We start from the raw sequence: 16908 nt of genomic DNA, 5'->3' as shown, positions 1-16908 counted from the left end.
TATCTTAGGGTATAAGTGGAATTTTGGAACACAACTTAAAGGACAGGTTGGAAAACTGGCCGGAACCCGCGCATCCCGCGGGGTCTTCTTCCAAGGTGCAGCGGTTGCGCAGGGAGATGCGAGTATGAAATCGAGTTACGATATCGTCGTCATCGGCGCCGGCTCGGCCGGCGTGGCCCTGTCCCGCACCGCGGCCGCGCGCGGGCTGAGCGTCCTGACGGTCGAGCGGGCCCAGGTCGGCGGCACCTGCGTCAACCGCGGCTGCGTCCCGAAGAAGCTGATGTGGACCGTGGCCGATGCGGTCAGCGCCGCGCGCGGCCTTGCCGGCACCGGGGTGCTGACGCAGCCGCCGCAGGTCGAGATGGCCCGCCTCTGCGCGCTGCGCGCCGAGAAGATCGAAAGCCTGCGCGACATCTACGAGCGGCGGCTGGACGGGTGCGGCGCCGAGCTTCGGCGCGGCGAGGCCCGGGTGATCGAGCCCGGCGTCGTCGAGGTCGAGGGGCAGCGCGTGGAGGCGGCGCATATCGTGCTGGCTACCGGCGGCCATCCCGTCCTCCCGGATATCCCCGGCGCCGAGCTGGCGGATGTCAGCCACGACGTCCTGCAATGGACCGCCCTGCCCGCCTCGATCCTCGTGGTGGGCGGCGGATACATCGGCTGCGAGCTTGCAGCGATTCATGCCGCACTTGGCGCGCAGGTGACCGTCGTCACCGATACCGACCGGGTGCTGACCGAGTTCTCCGCCCCCGCGGCCAAGACCGGGCAGACCAACATGGAAGCGCAGGGCATCGACGTCCGCACCGGCCTCAAGCCCGTCCGCATCGAGGCGGCGACGGGCGGCTACCGCGTGACCCTGACGGATGGCGCCGTTCTGACGGTCGAGAAGGTGGTGATGGCGGTGGGGCGCAAGCCCACGCTCGACTTGCTGGGCGAGATGAAGGAGGGCGCCACCCTGGGCAAGAACGACGCGCTCGCCGTCAACGACCGGTTCGAGACCTCGATCCCCGGCCTCTATGCCATCGGCGATTGCGCCGACCGCCTGCCGCTGACGCCTGTCGCCGTCTCCGACGGGGAATGTATGGGCAAGCAGCTGGCGGGCGAGGATGCGCAGCCCATCGATCTGGCGCATGTCGCGACCTCTGCCTTCGTCATCCCGCCGGTGGCCGAAGTCGGCTTCCCGCCGAAGCGCGAGACGATAGCCGAAGACTCGGTCTCGCCGCTGAGCGCCGCGGTGCGCGATCCGGCGCCGCAGGATTACTGGGCCGTCGCGGGCGCGGAGGGGCGGGTCGAGGCCGTCTCGCTGGTGGGCGACGGCGCGCATGAGGCGATCGGCTGGGCCGCGCAATGCGTGCTCTCCCGTCCGCCCCGCGACGGGATGTCCCGCGCCCTCGCCGTGCATCCCAGCATGTCCGAAGAGCCGATGGGCTAGCCCCGCAGGCCCGCGGCGAAACCGGCGATATCGGCCATCGTTTCTCGTGCCTCGGGCATCGCCTCGGGCCAGAGCGTCCACATGTGCATCAGGCCCCGGCGCAGGCGCAGCTGCACGGGCACGCCGGCGAGGCCGAGCGCCCGCGCTAGCAGGAGCGTGTCGTCCAGCAGCACCTCCTCGGTGGAGGCGGTCAGCCAAACGGGCGGCAGGCCCGTGAGATCCGCAAGTAGCGGCGAGACCTGCGGATCGGCGGGATCGCGGCCCGCGAAGGCCATCTGCCCGAGACTCGCGTCGTCCTCGTCGCTGTTCATCGCATCATGCGGCGTGTTGCGGGCGCGCGTGACGCTTTGCCCCGTGCGGTCGGTATTGGAAGAGACTAGCGCCAGGCCAAGCACGCGCCCCCCGCGCGCCAGAGCGGCGTTCAGCGCCAGATGCCCGCCCGCGCTGTCGCCGCACAGCAGCACCGGCCCCTCCAGCGCGTCGAGGACCGAGAGCGCATCCTCCAGCATCGCCGGCCAGGGATTCTCGGGCGCGAGGCGGTAGTCGGGCACGAAGACCGCCGCGCCCAGCGCCTGCGCGAGGGCATCGGCCGTGGCGGCATGGGTGCGCGCACTGCCGAAGACGTAGCCGCCGCCGTGCAGCCAGACCGCCGCGACAGGGCCCGCGCCGTAGACACGCCCGTCGATGCCGATCCGCCGCGCCTCGCCCTCCGGCCCCGGCCCGGCGAGGCGGGCGAAGGTGCTGCGCATCGCCTCGGGGCTGCCGCTGACGGGATTGTCCTCGATCCGCTGCAGAACCTCGTCGGGGGTGCGGGGCGGCAGGCTCATCCCGCGATCCAGCGCGCCACGAGGACGCCGACGAGGGCCGAGACGCCTGTCAGCGCGATGCCCCAGGACAGATCGACCGCCACCTGTTGCAGCGACCAGCGCGTCAGCGTCGCGTAATTGGTGAATTCGTAGGTGCCATAGGCGGCGGCGCCGAGAATCGCGCCGTTCAGCAACGCCCGGCCCGGCGCGTCGGCCTGCAGCGCCGGCCAAGAGACCAGCCAGCAGATCGCCGCGACATAGGCGAGGTAGAAGCCCACCGCCGGGCCCATCCGGATCGGCTCGGCCAGCCAATCGCCGATATGCCTTTGGAACAGCGGCTGCATCACCTGCCGCAGCATCAGCGCATCGGCGGCAAGGAAAACCGCCGCGGTGACGACGTAGAGAATGGCAGCTTGCATCGGGGTCTCCTGTCCGGCCTGCCTGAGACTACGGGCAGGCCGGAGGCGCGGATCACTTCTCGTCCGGCTCGGCTGCCTCATCCTCGGCCGTGGCGGTATAGACGGCACCGCCGCCGTCGCCGCTCGAGGTGAAGCTGGCCTTCGCCGCCGGCTCCTGCTCGCCAGTCTCGGCCTCATCGGCCTCGTCCTCGGGGTCCGCGGTCAGGCCCTCTTCGGGAACGAAGCAGGTGACGCTCTGCCAGCCGATCTGCGTGCTCTCCTGCTCCAGATCGTGGCAGGTGACGGGGCTGCGCGTGGTGTCGATGCGGCGGCGCCAGTTGCCCTTGGGCAGGCCGAATTCCAGATCGTCCCCGGCATTGAGGATGATCAGGATCTCGCGCACGGTCTCGTCCGGCACGACGCGCAGGCCAAGGCACGACAAATCGCCGTTCTGCCAGTCCTCGGGCGTCATCTCGCGCCCCTCGGGGTGCAGCCAGACGACAGAGGGCGCGCCATCGACGGCGGCGCTGTCGGGCGCCTCGGCGAAGCGAAGCTGCGGCAGGCCGCCGCGCGCCCGGCGGAAGGCCATGAGGTCGGCGACGGCCTGCGTCAGCTCGTCGTCGGCATTGGCCCAGTCCAGCCAGGTGATCTCGTTGTCCTGGCAATAAGCGTTGTTGTTGCCGTCCTGCGTCTGGCCCAGCTCGTCACCGGCGAGGATCATCGGCACGCCCTGGCTGGTCAGCAGCGTGGCGAGCATCGCCTTGACCCGGCGCATCCGCGCCTCGCGGATGCGGGTGTCGTCGCTCGGCCCCTCGGCGCCCATGTTGTCGCTGAGGTTGTTGGAATGGCCGTCGCGCCCGTCCTCGCCATTCGCGTCGTTATGCTTGTCGTTGTAAGAGACGGTGTCCCACAGCGTGAAGCCGTCATGCGCGGCGATGAAGTTGACGCTGCTGGTCGCCGGGCGGTGCGAGTGGTTGAACTGGATCGGGCTGCCCACCAGCCGCTGCGAGATCCGCGGCACGAGGCCCTGATCACGCCGCCAAAAGCCGCGCACGTCGTCGCGGAACTTGTCGTTCCACTCGCGGAAGGGCCAGGGAAAGCCGCCGACCTGGTAGCCGCCCTCGCCCACATCCCAGGGCTCTGCGATCAGCTTGATCTTCGAGAGCACGGGATCCTGACGGATCGCGGCGAAGAAACTGCCCTGCCGCTCGAAACCCATGGCCTCGCGCCCGAGGGTGGAGGCGAGATCGAAGCGGAAGCCGTCGACGTGCATGACCTGCACCCAGTGGCGCAGGCTGTCGAGGACCATGCGCAGCACCATCGGATGCTCGACGTTCAGCGTGTTGCCGGTGCCGGTGGTGTCGAAGCTGTGGCGCCGGTTCTCGGGGCTGAGCAGGTAGTAGTTCGCGTTGTCGATACCGCGGAAGGACAGCGTCGGGCCGTTCTCGTTGCCCTCGCAGGTGTGGTTGTAGACCACGTCGAGGATCACCTCGATCCCGGCGGCGTGGAAGCGTTTCACCGCCTGCTTCACTTCCCGGTAGGTGCCGGTGCGCAGGTAGGGCCTGTGCGGGGCGAAGAACGAGAGGGTGTTGTAGCCCCAGTAGTTCGACAGCCCCTTGTCCGCGAGATGCCCGTCGTTCGCGAAGGCATGAACCGGCAGAAGCTCGATCGTAGAGACGCCGATCCGCGTCAGGTGGTCGATCACCGCGTCGGAGCCGAGGCCCTGAAAGGTGCCGCGCTCGTCCTCGGGCACGTCGGGGTGCTGCATCGTCAGGCCCTTGACGTGGGCCTCGTAGATCAGCGTGTCCATCCAGCGATGGCGCAGCACGTCGTCCGCCTCCCAGTCGAAGTCGGAATCGACGACGACGCCCTTCGGCACGAAGGGGGCGCTGTCACGGGTGTCGTAGCTCAGGTCGCCGTCGCCCAGCGTGTAGCCGAAGATCTCGGGGCCCCACTTCAGGTCGCCGCGCAATTCGCGGGCATAGGGGTCCAGCAGCAGCTTGTTGGGATTGAAGCGGTGACCTTCCTCGGGCTTGTAGGGGCCGTGCACCCGGTAGCCGTAAACCTGCCCCGGCGCGACGTCCGGCAGGTATCCGTGCCAGACGCCGCCTTCCATCAGCGGCAGCTCGAGGCGGTGCAGCTCCTTGCGACCGGTATCGTCGAAGAGGCACAGCTCCACCTTCTCGGCGTTCTCGGAGAACAGCGCGAAATTGGTGCCGTAGCCGTCGTATTCGGCGCCCATGGAATCGGATCGCGCGGCGCTGTTGTCGAAGGCGGGCGCGGCAGAGGGTGCTTCGTTCTTCATGCGAGTATGTCGATCTCCGTTGCGCAGCGGGGTGGTCCCTGCGCGGACAGTGGAAGGGACGGCCGCGCGCCACAGGGGGCCGCCGGTCGCTTCAGCAGGCGAACCCGCCGCAAGGCGGCGGGTTCCAAGGCGTTACAGCACGGCCTGATCACTCACGGCCGGGGCCCAGCGGATCGCGACGGGCGCATCGGCATCGCGGTCGGCGGTAGGCCAATGCAGTGCGGCGCCGCGCGGCGCCGCACCGCCGCCGAGGGCAATGTCGACCGTCAGGACGCCCTCGCGCCCCTCGCGGATCAGCCGCAGGCCATCGGCGCTCGGCGCTTCGACCCGCACGCCGGCAGTCTCGAACATCCCGGCAAAGCGCCGCCGCAGGTCAAGCAGCGCCATGGTCAGGCGGCACTTGCGCCCGGCGAAATCGTCGCGCTCGGCCAAGTGCTGCATCTGCTCCCAATCCACGGCGAGGCGGTTGTCGGGATCGGTCAGGTGGTAGGCGCCGCCCTCGCAGCCCTGGTAGATGTCGGGAATGCCCGGCATCGCGCATTTCAGCGCCACCTGGGCGAGGCTGAGGATCTGCCCCCGCGCGATCAGCTCGCGCGCCGCCTGCGGCAGGGCGCGGTGCCAATCCTCGACCAGCGTGGCGGTCAGCGCTTGGGCCGCGGCCTCGGCCTCCTCGTCCGGATGGGTCCAGGTGGTGACCTCCTTTGCCTCGCGCATCGCCTTCTCGACGTGCTGCGCCAGGCGCGGGCCGATATCCTCGCGCGGTTCCCAGATCGCGAGCAGGACCTGCAGGATGTACCAGCGCAGGTTGGGATCGACCTCTTCGCTGGGCGCGACCTCGAGGCTGCGATCCCAGAGGTCGAGAAAGGCCTCGGGCAAGTGGCTGATCGCCACGAGGCGCATGCGCGCATCCTCGGCCCGCTTGGTGTCGTGGGTCGAGGTCAGCGTCAGCCCGGCATTGCCGCGCGTCTCGAGCCAGGAGCCGAACTCCTCGACCGTCAGGTAGGCCTCGTCCGGTTCTGCCCCGACCTCGTTGGCGGCGAGGTAGCGGTTCCAGCGGAAGCCGGCGGTATCCTCCTGCGCCTTGGCGATCAGCGCGCCGGTGACCTGCTGGAAGCGGGTCTGCAAGCGGCGCGCGGCGTCGTTCTCGGGGGTCACGATCAACCCGGTCAGCCGCTGCACGACATCGTCGCTGCGCAGGTCCTGCGCCGCCTCCTCGGCGACGTGCTTCATCAGGTCGGTATCGGGCTGATTGGGCGTGCCGGCATCGAAATAGGTGCGGTAGCGCGGGAACTGCACGAGAAGGCCGATGATCGCCTCGCGCAGGGCCTCGTCGCCGACCTCCTGGTCGCCCTCGGGCGTCTGCGTTGCCTCGCGGGCGAGGTCGATCAGCTGGTGCAATTCCGCCGCCAGCTCCTGCCGCAGCACTTCGCCCTTGGCCTGGGAAAGCGCCTCCTCGAACCGCCCTTCTCGGCCCGTCTCGCGCCGCCAGGCGCCGTCGAGCCGGCCCAGCCCGGCGGCATCCGTCAGGATGCGGGCGATGGCGCGCGCGGCCTCGTAGCCTGTCGTCCCTTCGACCGGCCAGTCGGGCAGCGCCTCGTCACCGACGACGATCTTCTCGATCCAGAGGGGGATGTCGCCGATCTTGGCGCGCAGCTGATTGAGGTAGGCGGTGGGATCGGCGAGGCCGTCGATGTGGTCGACCCGCACGCCCTGAACCAGCCCCTCGTCGATCAGATCGAAGAGCAGCCGGTGCATGTCCTCGAAGACCGCCGGATCCTCGACCCGCATGCCGATCAGGCTGGTGACGTTGAAGAAGCGGCGGTGGGTGACGCCGTCGCGCTCGTATTCCCAGCGGGTCAGGCGCCAGGCCTGCGCGGCATGCACCTCGCGCAGCGTCTCGGCGTCCTGCCAGCGATCCTCGGACGGCAGGCCCTCGGGCGCCAGCGGCACCTTGAGCGCGCCGTCAATCGACAGGACAGGGCCATCCGCCTCCTCTTCGATCCGCACGCGCCCCTCTTCGAGGACGGTATCGAATTCCGCCGTCAGCATCGGCAGCACCAGCCGGCCCTTGCCCCAGTCGATGTCGAAATGCCGGGCATAGCGGCTGGCCTCGCCATGGCGCAGCACGTCGCGCAGCCAGGGGTTTTCCAGCACGAAGGCGGTGTGGTTGGGCACGATATCGAGGATTACGCCGATCCCCATGCCCTCGGCCGCGCGCGACAGGCTTGCGAAGCCGGCGCGCCCGCCGATGGTAGGGTCGATCTCAGCCGGGTCGGTCACGTCGTAGCCATGGGTCGAGCCGCTCGTCGCGGTGAAGACCGGCGAGAGGTAGAGGTGGCTGATGCCGAGGTCGCGCAGATGCGGCAGGAGCCCCTCCGCACGCTTGAAGTCCATGCCTTCGCGCAGTTGCAGGCGGTAGGTCGAGGTGGGGAGGGTCATCAGGAATACTTCACGGCAAAAGCAAAGGGGTCGCTGGCGATGTCATGCACCACGTGATCGGCGCCCGATACATCGGGAGCCTGATCGGGCGTGGTGCCGATGTTCAGCCAGCATTCGATCTGTCCGGCCTCGAAGGGCCAGATCGCATGGACGGACCTGTCGGAGGTGCGCGTCACCTGCGCCGCGCCCGCGCGGCCCGAGGCGATCAGCGGCACGACCTTCTCGCGGCGCAGGGCCAGAAGCTGCCGCGTCATCGCGCGCCAGCGGTCCTGCCGCGCGGGATCGCCCTTGAAGGGGCGGCAGGCCTCCATCGTCTCGGCGGCATTGGGATCGGGCATCTTGTCCTCGGAGCCCGGGGGGAAGCCGAATTCCTTCATCCGCCCCTCGCGCGTCATCCGCGCCAGCTCTCCGTCGTGGTCGCAGAAGAACATGAAGGGCGCCTCTTCGCCGACCTCTTCGCCCATGAAGAGCATGGGGATGAAGGGCAGGCAGAGCAGCAGCGCATGCACGGTCTTGGCCCGATCCTCCCCGGCGAGGGTGATCAGACGCTCGCCCATGAGGCGATTGCCGACCTGGTCGTGGTTCTGGTTGGCGTTGACAAAGCAGGTCCAGGGCAGATGGCCCGAGGGCTCGCCCCGCAGGTGGTCGGTGCCGGGCCGCGGCTTGCCCTGCCAGACCTGCCCTTCGGCCATGCAGGTGACCAGATCGCCCACCGGGTCGTGGGCGTAGTCGCTGTAATAGTCGTTGCTCTCGCCGGTCAGCGAGACGTGGACCGAATGGTGCCAGTCGTCGTTCCAGGTGCCGTCGATCACGCCGTTCTCGAAGTAGCCGACGATGTTGCGCTCGTCCTCGGTGATCAGGTGGATCGGGCGCGGCAGGCCGGCCTCGCGCACGCGCTGCGCCAGCTCGACGATGAAGGTGGGCTGCACTGTGTCCTGGATCTGGTGGATGGCGTCGAAGCGCAGCCCGTCGATGTTGAACTCGACCAGCCAGTAGAGCGCGCTGTCCATGAAGAAGTCGCGCACCGCCGGCTTGTCGAAGGCGATGGCGGCGCCCCAGGGGGTCATCCGGCCTTCGTCGAAGAACTCCGGCGCGATGGCGTGGATATAGGCGCCGTCTGGGCCGAAGTGGTTGTAGACGACGTCGAGAAAGACGCTGATCCCGGCGGCATGGGCGGCCTCGACAAGGTCGTGCAGCTCGTCCGGGGTGCCATAGGCGGGGTGCGGCGCGTAGTTCAGCACGCCGTCGTAGCCCCAGCCGCGGTTCCCCCGCCACTGGGCGATCGGCATGATCTCGACCGCGGTGATCCCGGTCTCGGCCAGATCCGCCATGCGCGCGGCGGCGGCCTTGAAGGTGCCCTCGGGCGTGAAGGTGCCCAGGTGCAGCTCGTAGACCACCGTTTCGGCCCAAGGCCGGCCGGCCCAGCTGTCGCGGCCCGCGCGCGGCGCGGCATCGACGAGGACCGAGGGCGCATGCACGTCGCCATCCTGCCGGCGCGAGGCCGGGTCGGGATAGCTTTGCCCGCCGATGGCGAATTTGTAGCTTTGGCCGGCTTTCGCGGTGACCGACGCGCGCCAGAAGCCGTCGTCGCCCTTGGTCATCTCGTGCCGGGCACCATCCAGATCGAGGGCGACGCTATCTTGCCCCGGTGCCCAGAGGCCGAAATCCCATGCGCCGTCGTCGCCCGGATGCGCACCCCAGCGACTGCCGATGCGCCGCGCGGCGGGAGACCCGCCAGTCGTCTCGTTAACCATGAATGACCCTTTGCCCCATAATGCCAAAACCACAGGCCGGGCCGGGTGGTTCCAGCGCGCAATCGCACCAATGCAATTTCCGGGCGATGCCGCGGGGAACGGCGGCGGAGGCTGGGGGTTCGTCCCGCGAGACGGGCAAGGAGCCCGACGATTTCCTCGAAGGAGAGAACGCATGGATCTGGGCATCAAGGGCAAGCGCGCGCTGATCACCGGCGGCACCGGCGGCATGGGCCTCGAGACGGCCAAGCTGCTCAAGGCGGAAGGCGCGACGATCGTGCTGAGCGACATGGATCAGGAGGCGCTGGACAAGGCCGCCGAGGAGCTGGGCGGGGTCGAGGCGCTGATCGCCGCCGACCTGACCAAGCCGGCGGAGTTCGACCGGCTGGCGGAGCGGATGAAGGCCCTCGGGGGCACCGATATCCTCGTGCACACCACCGGCATCACCGGCGCCAAGGGCGACCCGCTGGAGATGAAGGACGAGGACTGGGAAGAGGCCTGGACCATCGACTTCATGTCCGCCGTGCGCCTGAGCCGCGTTCTGGTGCCGCAGATGGTCGACAAGGGCTGGGGACGCTGCGTCTTCGTCACCTCGGAGAACGCGGTGCAGCCCTACCCCGACGAGATGGTCTACAACGTCGCCAAGGCGGCGCTGCTGAACTTCGTCAAGGGCGTCTCGATGCCCTATTCGGCCAAGGGCGTGCTGATCAACGCCGTCTCCCCGGCCTTCATCGAGAGCCCGATGACCGACGGCATGATGGAGAAGCGCGCCGAGAAGAGCGGCGAGTCCAAGGAGGAGACGATCCAGAGTTTCCTCAAGGAAGAGCGTCCCTTCATGAAGCAGGGCCGCCGCGGCAAGGTCGAGGAGGTCGCGCCGGTGATCGCGCTGCTCTGCTCGGATCTCGCCAGCTTTACCGTGGGCTCGGCCTACCGGGTGGACGGCGGCTCCGTCGGGGCGATGAACATCTAGGGCCGCGCGGGCGGCAGGCGAGGCGGGGGGCCAGCCCCCCGCACCCCCCGGAGTATTTGCAGAAACATGAAGGGGCGCGGCCGGATGGGCGCGCCCCTTGTTTTGGTGGTGGACCTGTCCGGTCAGGCGGCGCGGTCCCAGGCGCGCAGCTTGGCGCAGCCGTCGAGGTAGGTCTCGACGCTGGCGGCATCGGTGAGCGGCGTCACGCCGCTGCCCGAGGTCTCCATGCCGCCGGCCTGCGCCAGAGGCGCGGCGCCGCCGCTGAGAGCGGTCAGCTTCATGTAAGCCCAGGCGTCCGCCATGAAGGTTTTCGCGGCATGCATCTTGGCAAGCTGTGCGGCCCCTTCGTCCGAGGCGATCACGGCGATGAAGTCGTAGAGCACGGCGGGCGCGCCATCGATCTTCTGGTTCGCCGGGATCTGCTTGCCGCCGGCGGTGGTCACGCCGCCGACCTTGGGGGCGATAATCTCGACCATGGCGCCGCGCGCCTTGGCGCCGGCTTGCAGCGCCTCGATCAGCGCGTCCTCCGCGCCGTCGGTCAGAAGCAGGCCGATCTTGCGGCCCTTGATGCAATCGGGGCCGTTCTTGAGGATCGAGAGCTTGTCCGAAGGCTTCACCGCGAAGGGTTCGCGCGCCATCTCATGCGCGGCGGGAAGCGCCATGCCGAGGCCATCTGCGACGGTCTGCGCCAGATCCGCATCGACGTTGACGAGATGGGCCAGCATCCGCTCACGGATCACCGGCGTCTCGACCTTCGACAGCTCGAAGGTGAAGGCATCGGCGATATGGCCCTGCTCGATCTCGGTCTGGGAGATGTAGAACTGCCGAGCCTGGCTGTAGTGATCGGCGAAGAGCTCGGCCCGGACGCGCCGCTTCTCGCCCGACATCGCCTCGGGGTAGCTGGTGAAGCCCTTCGCGCTTTCACGCGGGCCGCCCTGCGCGCCGCCCCAGCCGTTCGGCTCGTAGTTGGCCCGGCCCTTGGGATTATGCATCGCCATGTGGCCGTCTTGCTGGAAGTGGTGGAAGGGGCAGCGCGGCGCGTTCACCGGAATATGGGTGAAGTTGGTCGATCCCAGCCGCTTGAGCTGCGTGTCGAGGTAGCTGAAGTTCCGGCCCTGCAGCAGCGGGTCGTTGGTGAAGTCGATGCCGGGCACGATGTTGCCGGTCTGGAAGGCGACCTGCTCCGTCTCGGCGAAGAAGTTGTCGACGTTGCGGTTGAGGGTCATCGTGCCGACGATGCGGACGGGCACGTCCTCTTCCGGGATCAGCTTGGTCGCGTCGAGCACGTCGTAGGGCTGGGCATCGGCGAAGGCGTCGTCGAAGACCTGCACGCCCAGATCCCACTGCGGGTAGTCGCCCGCCTCGATCGCCGCCCACATGTCGCGGCGGTGGAAGTCGGGATCGGCGCCGTTTGTCTTGACCGCCTCGTCCCAGAGCACCGATTGCAGGCCCTGCTTCGGCTTCCAGTGGAACTTGACGTAGGAAGATTTGCCCTCGGCGTTCACCAGCCGGAAGGTATGGACGCCGAAGCCTTCCATGAAGCGGAAGCTGCGCGGGATCGTCCGGTCGGACATGATCCAAAGCGCCATGTGCATCGCCTCGGGCATCAGCGACATGAAGTCCCAGAAATTGTCATGCGCCGTCTGCGCCTGAGGGAACCCGCGATCCGGCTCTGCCTTGGCGGCATGGATCAGGTCGGGGAACTTGATCGCGTCCTGGATGAAGAAGACCGGGATGTTGTTGCCGACGAGGTCCCAGTTGCCCTGCTTGGTGTAGAACTTGACGGCGAAGCCGCGCACGTCGCGCGCAAGATCGGCCGAGCCCTTGTTGCCCGCCACGGTCGAGAAGCGGACGAAGACGTCGGTCTTCTCGCCCACCTCGGTCAGGATCTGCGCCGCGGTGATGTCGGACAGATCGTCGGTCAGCTCGAAGGTGCCATGGGCGCCGAAGCCGCGGGCATGGACCACGCGCTCGGGGATACGCTCGTGGTCGAAGTGGAAGATCTTCTCGCGCAGGGCGAAGTCTTCCATCAGCACAGGGCCGCGCGGCCCGGCCTTGAGGGAATTCTGGTCGTCCGAGACGGGGATGCCGTTGGCCGTGGTCATCACGGGGGTGTCGCCGCCTGCGGTCTGGTGGATCTCGCCGCCCTTGGGGGTGCCGGAATCTTTGGGGGCCATGTCGCTACCTGCCTGTAAGGAAAAGGGGGGCTGGGCCCTTCCTGCGTGAAGAACCCGCCCCCCCGTTTCCCTGTTCCCCTGCCGGGCCGGGGAACGCGGCGTTGGTACGCTAGCGTCAGTTCATCTCGCTGGGATGGGCGCCTTGCCGCGCATCGGCGTCGAGGCCGGCCAGCGCCTCCATGTCCTCTTCCGGCAGGGTGAAGGCCAGAACCTCGCGCGCCTGCTCCAGCCGCTCGGGCTTGGTCGAGCGGGTGATGACGCCGTTGCCCAGCTGCATGTTCCAGCGCAGCAGCACCTGCGCCGGCGTCTTGCCATGCTTTTCGGCGATCTGCATGACAGTGGGCGCGTCGAAGAGCGTGCCGCCGCCGAGCGGAGAGTAGCTTTGCGTGACGATCTCGCGGCCCTCGTGTGCCCGGCGCATCTCGGCCTGCTGCAGCTGCGGATGCAGCTCGATCTGGTTCAGCACCGGCACCTCGCCGGTCTCGGAGACCACGCGGTCGATATGGTCGGCGGTGAAGTTCGACACGCCGATGGAGCGGACGCGTCCGGATTTCTTCAGCTCGATCATCGCCTTCCAGGTATCGACATAGGCGTCGCGGTCCGGGCAGGGCCAGTGGATCAGGTAAAGATCCAGCACGTCGAGGCCCAGCCGCTCCATCGTGCCGTCGAAGGCCTTGAGCGTGCTGTCGTAGCCCTGGTCGTCGTTCCAGAGCTTCGAGGTGACGAAAAGCTCGTCGCGGGCGACGCCGCCGCGGCGGATGCCCTCGCCCATTTCGGTCTCGTTGCCGTAGATCTTGGCCCCGTCGATCAGGCGGGTGCCCTGCTTGATGGCGGCTTCGACGATGCCAGCAGTCTCATCGCCGGGCACCTGCCAGACGCCGATGCCGAAGTGCGGGATGGCATGGCCGTCATGGAATTTCAGGGTCGGTTCGGTCATTGGCTCGTGTCCTCTTGCTTTTCGTTGGGCAGGAAGCCTAGGCCGATGCCGCCGCCCGGAAAGCCCTAGCCGTCGCAGCCGGCCTCCAGCGCCTCGAGCAGGCGCAGCCCGCTGCGCTGGCTGGAAGGCCCGCCATCGTGCAAGAGCGCAGCGGCATGATCACGCCGCGCGCCCTCGGTCCCGGCGCAGAGCGCAGGCCCGCTGTCAGCGGGCAAGCGCGCGCAGCCGGCGGCGCAGATCGTCATCGTCAGCAGGAGCCATGTCCAGCGCATCGTCGATCCTTTCGCGGGTGTCGCGGTAGCCCTGCGCGGCGCGCGCCTCGGCCCTTGCGGCGGCGTCGCTGCGGCCCTTGTGGTAGGCGCCGCCGAGGCTGGCGGCCCAGAGGGCCGCGAGGACGGCGGCGGCAAGCAGCGTCCCCCTCATGGCCGGGTGCGGCGCAGCAGCAGGACGAAGGCGCCCAGCGCGGCCAGCACCAGCACCGCCGCCAGCGCGTATTGCATCGGCCCGTCGCCCTGCGCCATCGCCGCCACGCCGCCAAGGACGCCGCCCGCGCCGGTCAGAACCGTCGGATCGCGGGCCGCATCGCGCAGCGTGGCGTCCAGCCTTTCCTTCCCGCCGCCGTGCCGGCCGGCGGGCGCAATCTCGGAGGCAGGGGGCGAGGCCGGCGCCGCCTCGTCCTGCGCCCAGATCAGCGCCTGGGCCCGCACCTCGGCGACGCGGCGCGACCAGCCCCGGCCGAAGCGCGGCCAGTGCCGCAGCCGGCGCAGGAAGGCGAGGCGGCGGTCGCAGAGAGCCTCGACCAGACGCGCCGGAGGATGCGTGGCCACGGCGGCGAGGGTCCGCGCGCCGACGACGCCATCGACCTCCTGCGCGGGCATGCCTGCGGCCTGCTGCAGCCAGCGCGCGGCCCGCGCCGGCCCGCTGTTCACTGCCGCGTCGAAGAGGGCATAGCCCAGCCCCGGCGGCAGCACATCCGCCTGCACCGCGTCCCAGTACTGCCGGCGATAGATGGCGCGCAGCTCTGCCCCCGTCAGGGCGCGCACGTCGCGCGGTGCCTGCCCCTGAAGCCGCCGCCAGGCGTCGTAGGTGGCCTGCGTCACGCCGCGCATCGTCGCGCCGCCGGGATCGGCGGGGTCATTGGCATAGCCGCCCTCATGCGCGAGGACGAGCGGCAGCGCACGGTCGAAACGGGTGGTCATCAAGGCCTCCTTCGCCGAAATCGGGCCGGCGGATGATGCCAGTGGGCCGTGGCGAAGGCGTAAGAGCGCCGTGCGCGGCAAGCCTTTGGCGCGCAACGCGTTGCGCGGGGCGACGGGCTTCTTCGGCTATCGGGAGGCTAGCGGCTCTGCCTCAGCGACGGCAGAGTGGCGAACGCCGAGCGAAAGAAACTTGAAGCTACAGTTTTACGGGTTGTGAGGGGTTGCCGCGGCACGCGATCCCGACCCAACTGCCGAGCAGTTCGACACCGAACGGAGCTTGCGCGCAGATCAGGCGAAGGTCCACCACGAGTGACGAAGCGGTCGTTCAGTGGGTAATCAGGAATGCGATAAGAAGGAACCCTGCCGACACCGCGAGGCTTATCAGCCAGGTCCTCACATCCCCGAGTTTTCCGTAAGATTCCCTATGGCACCGCAGGATGAACTTCCAGGCATGGATGGCCCGCTCGACGAACCCTCTCAGCCATGCGTTATTCCCAGTGCGATCGATCATGAGGGAAAGATATCTCGGCTAGGAAGGTTCGCAATGGGTTCGCTTCCGACCTTCGCCGCAAGGCGCACGAACGACGGGTTTCTTCGGCTATCGGGAGGTTATAGGCTCTGCCTTAGCGGCGGCAGAGTGGCGAACGCCGAGCGAAAGCGACTCGATGCTACGGTTTTCTGGGTTGTGACAGTGTGCTGTGGCGAGCAATCCCGACCCAGCCGCCGAGCATTTCCGACCTAGACCGGACCTTGGACGCAGGACATGGGAAGGTCTCCCATGCGGACTTTGCGGCCATTTACCAAGGCGTTTGGCCACCCGGCTCCAAGAAGCGGCCACTGACCTCAGCTTCCAGGGCGTATTTGGCCGGCAACCTTGCGCCTTCTTCCGGTGTCATCTCGCCGTAGCCCCCCGTAAGATCGGTCTTGACGAAGCCCGGGCTGACCGAGTTCACCTTGATACCTTCGGCCTGCAGCTCCTCATGCAGCTGGATCGTCAGCATATTCAACGCTGCCTTCGACGCGTTGTAGCCGATGAAGCGCTGAGAGTAGTAGGGCGCCTCGGGGTCCGCGTTTTCCGCAAGTGAGCCCATCGAGCTCGAGAGGTTTACGATTGTCGCCCCGGGCGCGGCACGCAGCAGAGGCAGCATGGCCTGCGTCACTGCGAGCGTCCCGATGAAGTTGACCTCCATGACCCGGCGCACGGCCTCCACCGAGGCCTTGCCGGGCGCCGCGTCGCCGAAATCGAAGATGCCGGCGTTGTTGACGAGGATGTCCAGGCGGCCGAAGCGGGACTCTATCGTGGCCGCCGCGGCTGCGATGGCCTCGGCGGAGTCGAGATCGAGATGAAGGCTTTCGGCGGCAACCCCTTCATTGGTCAGCAGGGCTGCGGCGGCGTCGCCCCGCGCTCTGTCGCGGCTGCCGATCAGGACGTGAACGCCGGCCCCGGCGAGCTTGCGGGCAATTTCGAAACCGATCCCCTTGTTGGCGCCGGTCACGAGGGCAATGCGTGTCGGTGTCATAAGTCTTTCCTTCTTTTACGGTTATCCAGATTATATGAAGGATCATTCAGATATTGGATTCGCATATGCCGCCGCAGCCGCCTAAGGCCCTGAAGCCCCGGAAAACACCGTCTCAGTCGCGATCCCGCGTCACCGTGGATGCGATCTTCGAGGCGACGATTCAGGTTTTGCTGTCACAGGGGATGGCCGGATTGACGACCACAGGCGTGGCCGAACGGGCCGGTGTTTCGGTCGGCACGATGTACCAGTACTTCCCCAACAAGCAGGCGCTCGTCTACGCGCTGAACGAACGCTTCCTGACGACGCTGGCCGAGCAGGTGGAGGCCACCTGCGCCCGCATGCAGGGGCGTCCGTTTGAAGAGGCGGCCGAGGCGCTGATCGACACCTACTGGGCCGCCAAGACTGAGCGTCCCGAGTTGACGCGAGCGCTCTATCGCTCGGTTGCGGAATTGGAGACTGACGCGCTCCTCCATGCTTTCGCCGCGCGCGTAGACAAGGCGACCACGGAAATTTTCTGTCAGACCTCTGACTTTCGGTCGCCGGATGCAGGTGAGGTGAACCTGCTTCTGACCACCGTCATCTACGGCTCCGTCCGCAATGCTTTCGAACGCGGGCTTGGACAGGAAGAGATCTCGGGTCTGAAGTCCGGGCTCAAAGCTATGTGCCGCGCCTATCTGGTAGCCGTTGGAAAATGAACGGCCGCCAGCTTTGGGCTCGCTCCCGACCTTCGCTGCAATGCGCACGAGCGGCAGCTTTTCTTTGGCATAAGCGATTTGGGTCAGCGACCTGACAGGAAGGTCAGTTTTGCCTGACACCCCACACAGGGAAAATGGCGGACTGGGGAGGATTCGAACCCCCGACCCCTTGATTCGTAGTCAAGTACTCTATCCAACTGAGCTACCAGTCCGCGCTAGAGTGGGGCGGATTTAGCCGGGGGTGCGATCGGGCGCAAGGGGAAATCCCGGCGCCGTCGCGGA

The 16908-nt window shown here is 67.9% G+C and carries 14 protein-coding genes and 1 tRNA gene; 3 read left to right on the top strand and 12 right to left on the bottom strand.

Annotated elements, in window-relative coordinates:
• Positions 1-124: 124 nt before the first annotated feature.
• The gene (locus tag DFP88_RS10010; RefSeq protein ID WP_181418615.1) at positions 125-1429 is read left to right on the top strand and encodes a dihydrolipoyl dehydrogenase family protein; all 1305 of its coding nucleotides are present in this window, start codon (positions 125-127) and stop codon (positions 1427-1429) included.
• On the opposite strand, the gene DFP88_RS10005 is transcribed toward DFP88_RS10010, so the two are convergent.
• From DFP88_RS10005 to treZ, 5 genes are all read right to left on the bottom strand, one after another.
• Positions 1426-2256: an alpha/beta hydrolase fold domain-containing protein gene (locus tag DFP88_RS10005; RefSeq protein ID WP_110814351.1), complete on the bottom strand. Its 831-nt coding sequence runs from the start codon at positions 2254-2256 to the stop codon at positions 1426-1428. The genes DFP88_RS10010 and DFP88_RS10005 overlap by 4 nt on opposite strands.
• Positions 2253-2654 (bottom strand): DUF2177 family protein, encoded by a 402-nt coding sequence (locus tag DFP88_RS10000; RefSeq protein WP_110814350.1) that lies wholly within the window; start codon positions 2652-2654, stop codon positions 2253-2255. The genes DFP88_RS10005 and DFP88_RS10000 overlap by 4 nt, the downstream gene beginning before the upstream one ends.
• A gap of 52 nt (positions 2655-2706) precedes the next feature.
• Complete coding sequence (gene glgX, locus DFP88_RS09995; RefSeq protein WP_110814349.1) at positions 2707-4938, bottom strand: glycogen debranching protein GlgX; 2232 nt, start codon at positions 4936-4938, stop codon at positions 2707-2709.
• A gap of 132 nt (positions 4939-5070) precedes the next feature.
• Positions 5071-7377, bottom strand: a complete 2307-nt coding sequence (gene treY / locus DFP88_RS09990; protein WP_110814348.1) for a malto-oligosyltrehalose synthase — start codon at positions 7375-7377, stop codon at positions 5071-5073.
• On the bottom strand, positions 7377-9131 hold the full coding sequence (gene treZ / locus DFP88_RS09985) for a malto-oligosyltrehalose trehalohydrolase (protein ID WP_110814347.1): 1755 nt from the start codon (positions 9129-9131) through the stop codon (positions 7377-7379). The genes treY and treZ overlap by 1 nt, the downstream gene beginning before the upstream one ends.
• A 172-nt stretch (positions 9132-9303) precedes the next feature.
• Between treZ and DFP88_RS09980 the strand changes: the two genes are divergently transcribed.
• Positions 9304-10098, top strand: coding sequence for an SDR family NAD(P)-dependent oxidoreductase (locus tag DFP88_RS09980; RefSeq protein WP_110814346.1), 795 nt, complete (start codon positions 9304-9306; stop codon positions 10096-10098).
• A gap of 122 nt (positions 10099-10220) precedes the next feature.
• Here the strand turns inward: DFP88_RS09980 and DFP88_RS09975 are convergent, their stop codons facing one another.
• From DFP88_RS09975 to DFP88_RS09950, 6 genes are all read right to left on the bottom strand, one after another.
• Complete coding sequence (locus DFP88_RS09975; protein WP_110814345.1) at positions 10221-12275, bottom strand: catalase; 2055 nt, start codon at positions 12273-12275, stop codon at positions 10221-10223.
• Between the two features lie 115 nt (positions 12276-12390).
• Positions 12391-13212 (bottom strand): aldo/keto reductase, encoded by an 822-nt coding sequence (locus DFP88_RS09970; RefSeq protein WP_110814344.1) that lies wholly within the window; start codon positions 13210-13212, stop codon positions 12391-12393.
• A gap of 65 nt (positions 13213-13277) precedes the next feature.
• Positions 13278-13427, bottom strand: a complete 150-nt coding sequence (locus tag DFP88_RS17045) for a hypothetical protein (RefSeq protein ID WP_181418614.1) — start codon at positions 13425-13427, stop codon at positions 13278-13280.
• Positions 13417-13635, bottom strand: a complete 219-nt coding sequence (locus tag DFP88_RS09960; RefSeq protein ID WP_110814342.1) for a hypothetical protein — start codon at positions 13633-13635, stop codon at positions 13417-13419. The genes DFP88_RS17045 and DFP88_RS09960 overlap by 11 nt, the downstream gene beginning before the upstream one ends.
• On the bottom strand, positions 13632-14411 hold the full coding sequence (locus tag DFP88_RS09955) for a glycoside hydrolase family 108 protein (RefSeq protein ID WP_220032317.1): 780 nt from the start codon (positions 14409-14411) through the stop codon (positions 13632-13634). The genes DFP88_RS09960 and DFP88_RS09955 overlap by 4 nt, the downstream gene beginning before the upstream one ends.
• A gap of 797 nt (positions 14412-15208) precedes the next feature.
• The gene (locus tag DFP88_RS09950; RefSeq protein ID WP_110814340.1) at positions 15209-15931 is read right to left on the bottom strand and encodes an SDR family NAD(P)-dependent oxidoreductase; all 723 of its coding nucleotides are present in this window, start codon (positions 15929-15931) and stop codon (positions 15209-15211) included.
• 134 nt (positions 15932-16065) lie between these two features.
• Between DFP88_RS09950 and DFP88_RS09945 the strand changes: the two genes are divergently transcribed.
• The gene (locus DFP88_RS09945; RefSeq protein WP_220032316.1) at positions 16066-16626 is read left to right on the top strand and encodes a TetR/AcrR family transcriptional regulator; all 561 of its coding nucleotides are present in this window, start codon (positions 16066-16068) and stop codon (positions 16624-16626) included.
• A gap of 135 nt (positions 16627-16761) precedes the next feature.
• Here DFP88_RS09945 and DFP88_RS09940 read toward each other — a convergent pair.
• Positions 16762-16838: transfer RNA gene (locus tag DFP88_RS09940), tRNA-Arg, on the bottom strand.
• Between the last annotated feature and the right edge of the window lie 70 nt (positions 16839-16908).

Source organism: Pseudoroseicyclus aestuarii (assembly GCF_003217255.1).
Classification (GTDB): Bacteria; Pseudomonadota; Alphaproteobacteria; order Rhodobacterales; family Rhodobacteraceae; genus Pseudoroseicyclus; species Pseudoroseicyclus aestuarii.
The sequence above is the reverse complement of the archived record's forward strand: the minus strand, read 5'-3'. Positions and strand labels throughout refer to the sequence as shown.

Bases quoted from the DNA above. Each gene is read 5' to 3' on its own strand.
- DFP88_RS10010 (WP_181418615.1), top strand. From the start codon at position 125: ATGAAATCGAGTTACGATATCGTCGTCATCGGCGCCGGCTCGGCCGGC.
- DFP88_RS10005 (WP_110814351.1), bottom strand. From the start codon at position 2,256: ATGAGCCTGCCGCCCCGCACCCCCGACGAGGTTCTGCAGCGGATCGAG.
- DFP88_RS10000 (WP_110814350.1), bottom strand. From the start codon at position 2,654: ATGCAAGCTGCCATTCTCTACGTCGTCACCGCGGCGGTTTTCCTTGCC.
- glgX (WP_110814349.1), bottom strand. From the start codon at position 4,938: ATGAAGAACGAAGCACCCTCTGCCGCGCCCGCCTTCGACAACAGCGCC.
- treY (WP_110814348.1), bottom strand. From the start codon at position 7,377: ATGACCCTCCCCACCTCGACCTACCGCCTGCAACTGCGCGAAGGCATG.
- treZ (WP_110814347.1), bottom strand. From the start codon at position 9,131: ATGGTTAACGAGACGACTGGCGGGTCTCCCGCCGCGCGGCGCATCGGC.
- DFP88_RS09980 (WP_110814346.1), top strand. From the start codon at position 9,304: ATGGATCTGGGCATCAAGGGCAAGCGCGCGCTGATCACCGGCGGCACC.
- DFP88_RS09975 (WP_110814345.1), bottom strand. From the start codon at position 12,275: ATGGCCCCCAAAGATTCCGGCACCCCCAAGGGCGGCGAGATCCACCAG.
- DFP88_RS09970 (WP_110814344.1), bottom strand. From the start codon at position 13,212: ATGACCGAACCGACCCTGAAATTCCATGACGGCCATGCCATCCCGCAC.
- DFP88_RS09960 (WP_110814342.1), bottom strand. From the start codon at position 13,635: ATGAGGGGGACGCTGCTTGCCGCCGCCGTCCTCGCGGCCCTCTGGGCC.
- DFP88_RS09955 (WP_220032317.1), bottom strand. From the start codon at position 14,411: ATGACCACCCGTTTCGACCGTGCGCTGCCGCTCGTCCTCGCGCATGAG.
- DFP88_RS09950 (WP_110814340.1), bottom strand. From the start codon at position 15,931: ATGACACCGACACGCATTGCCCTCGTGACCGGCGCCAACAAGGGGATC.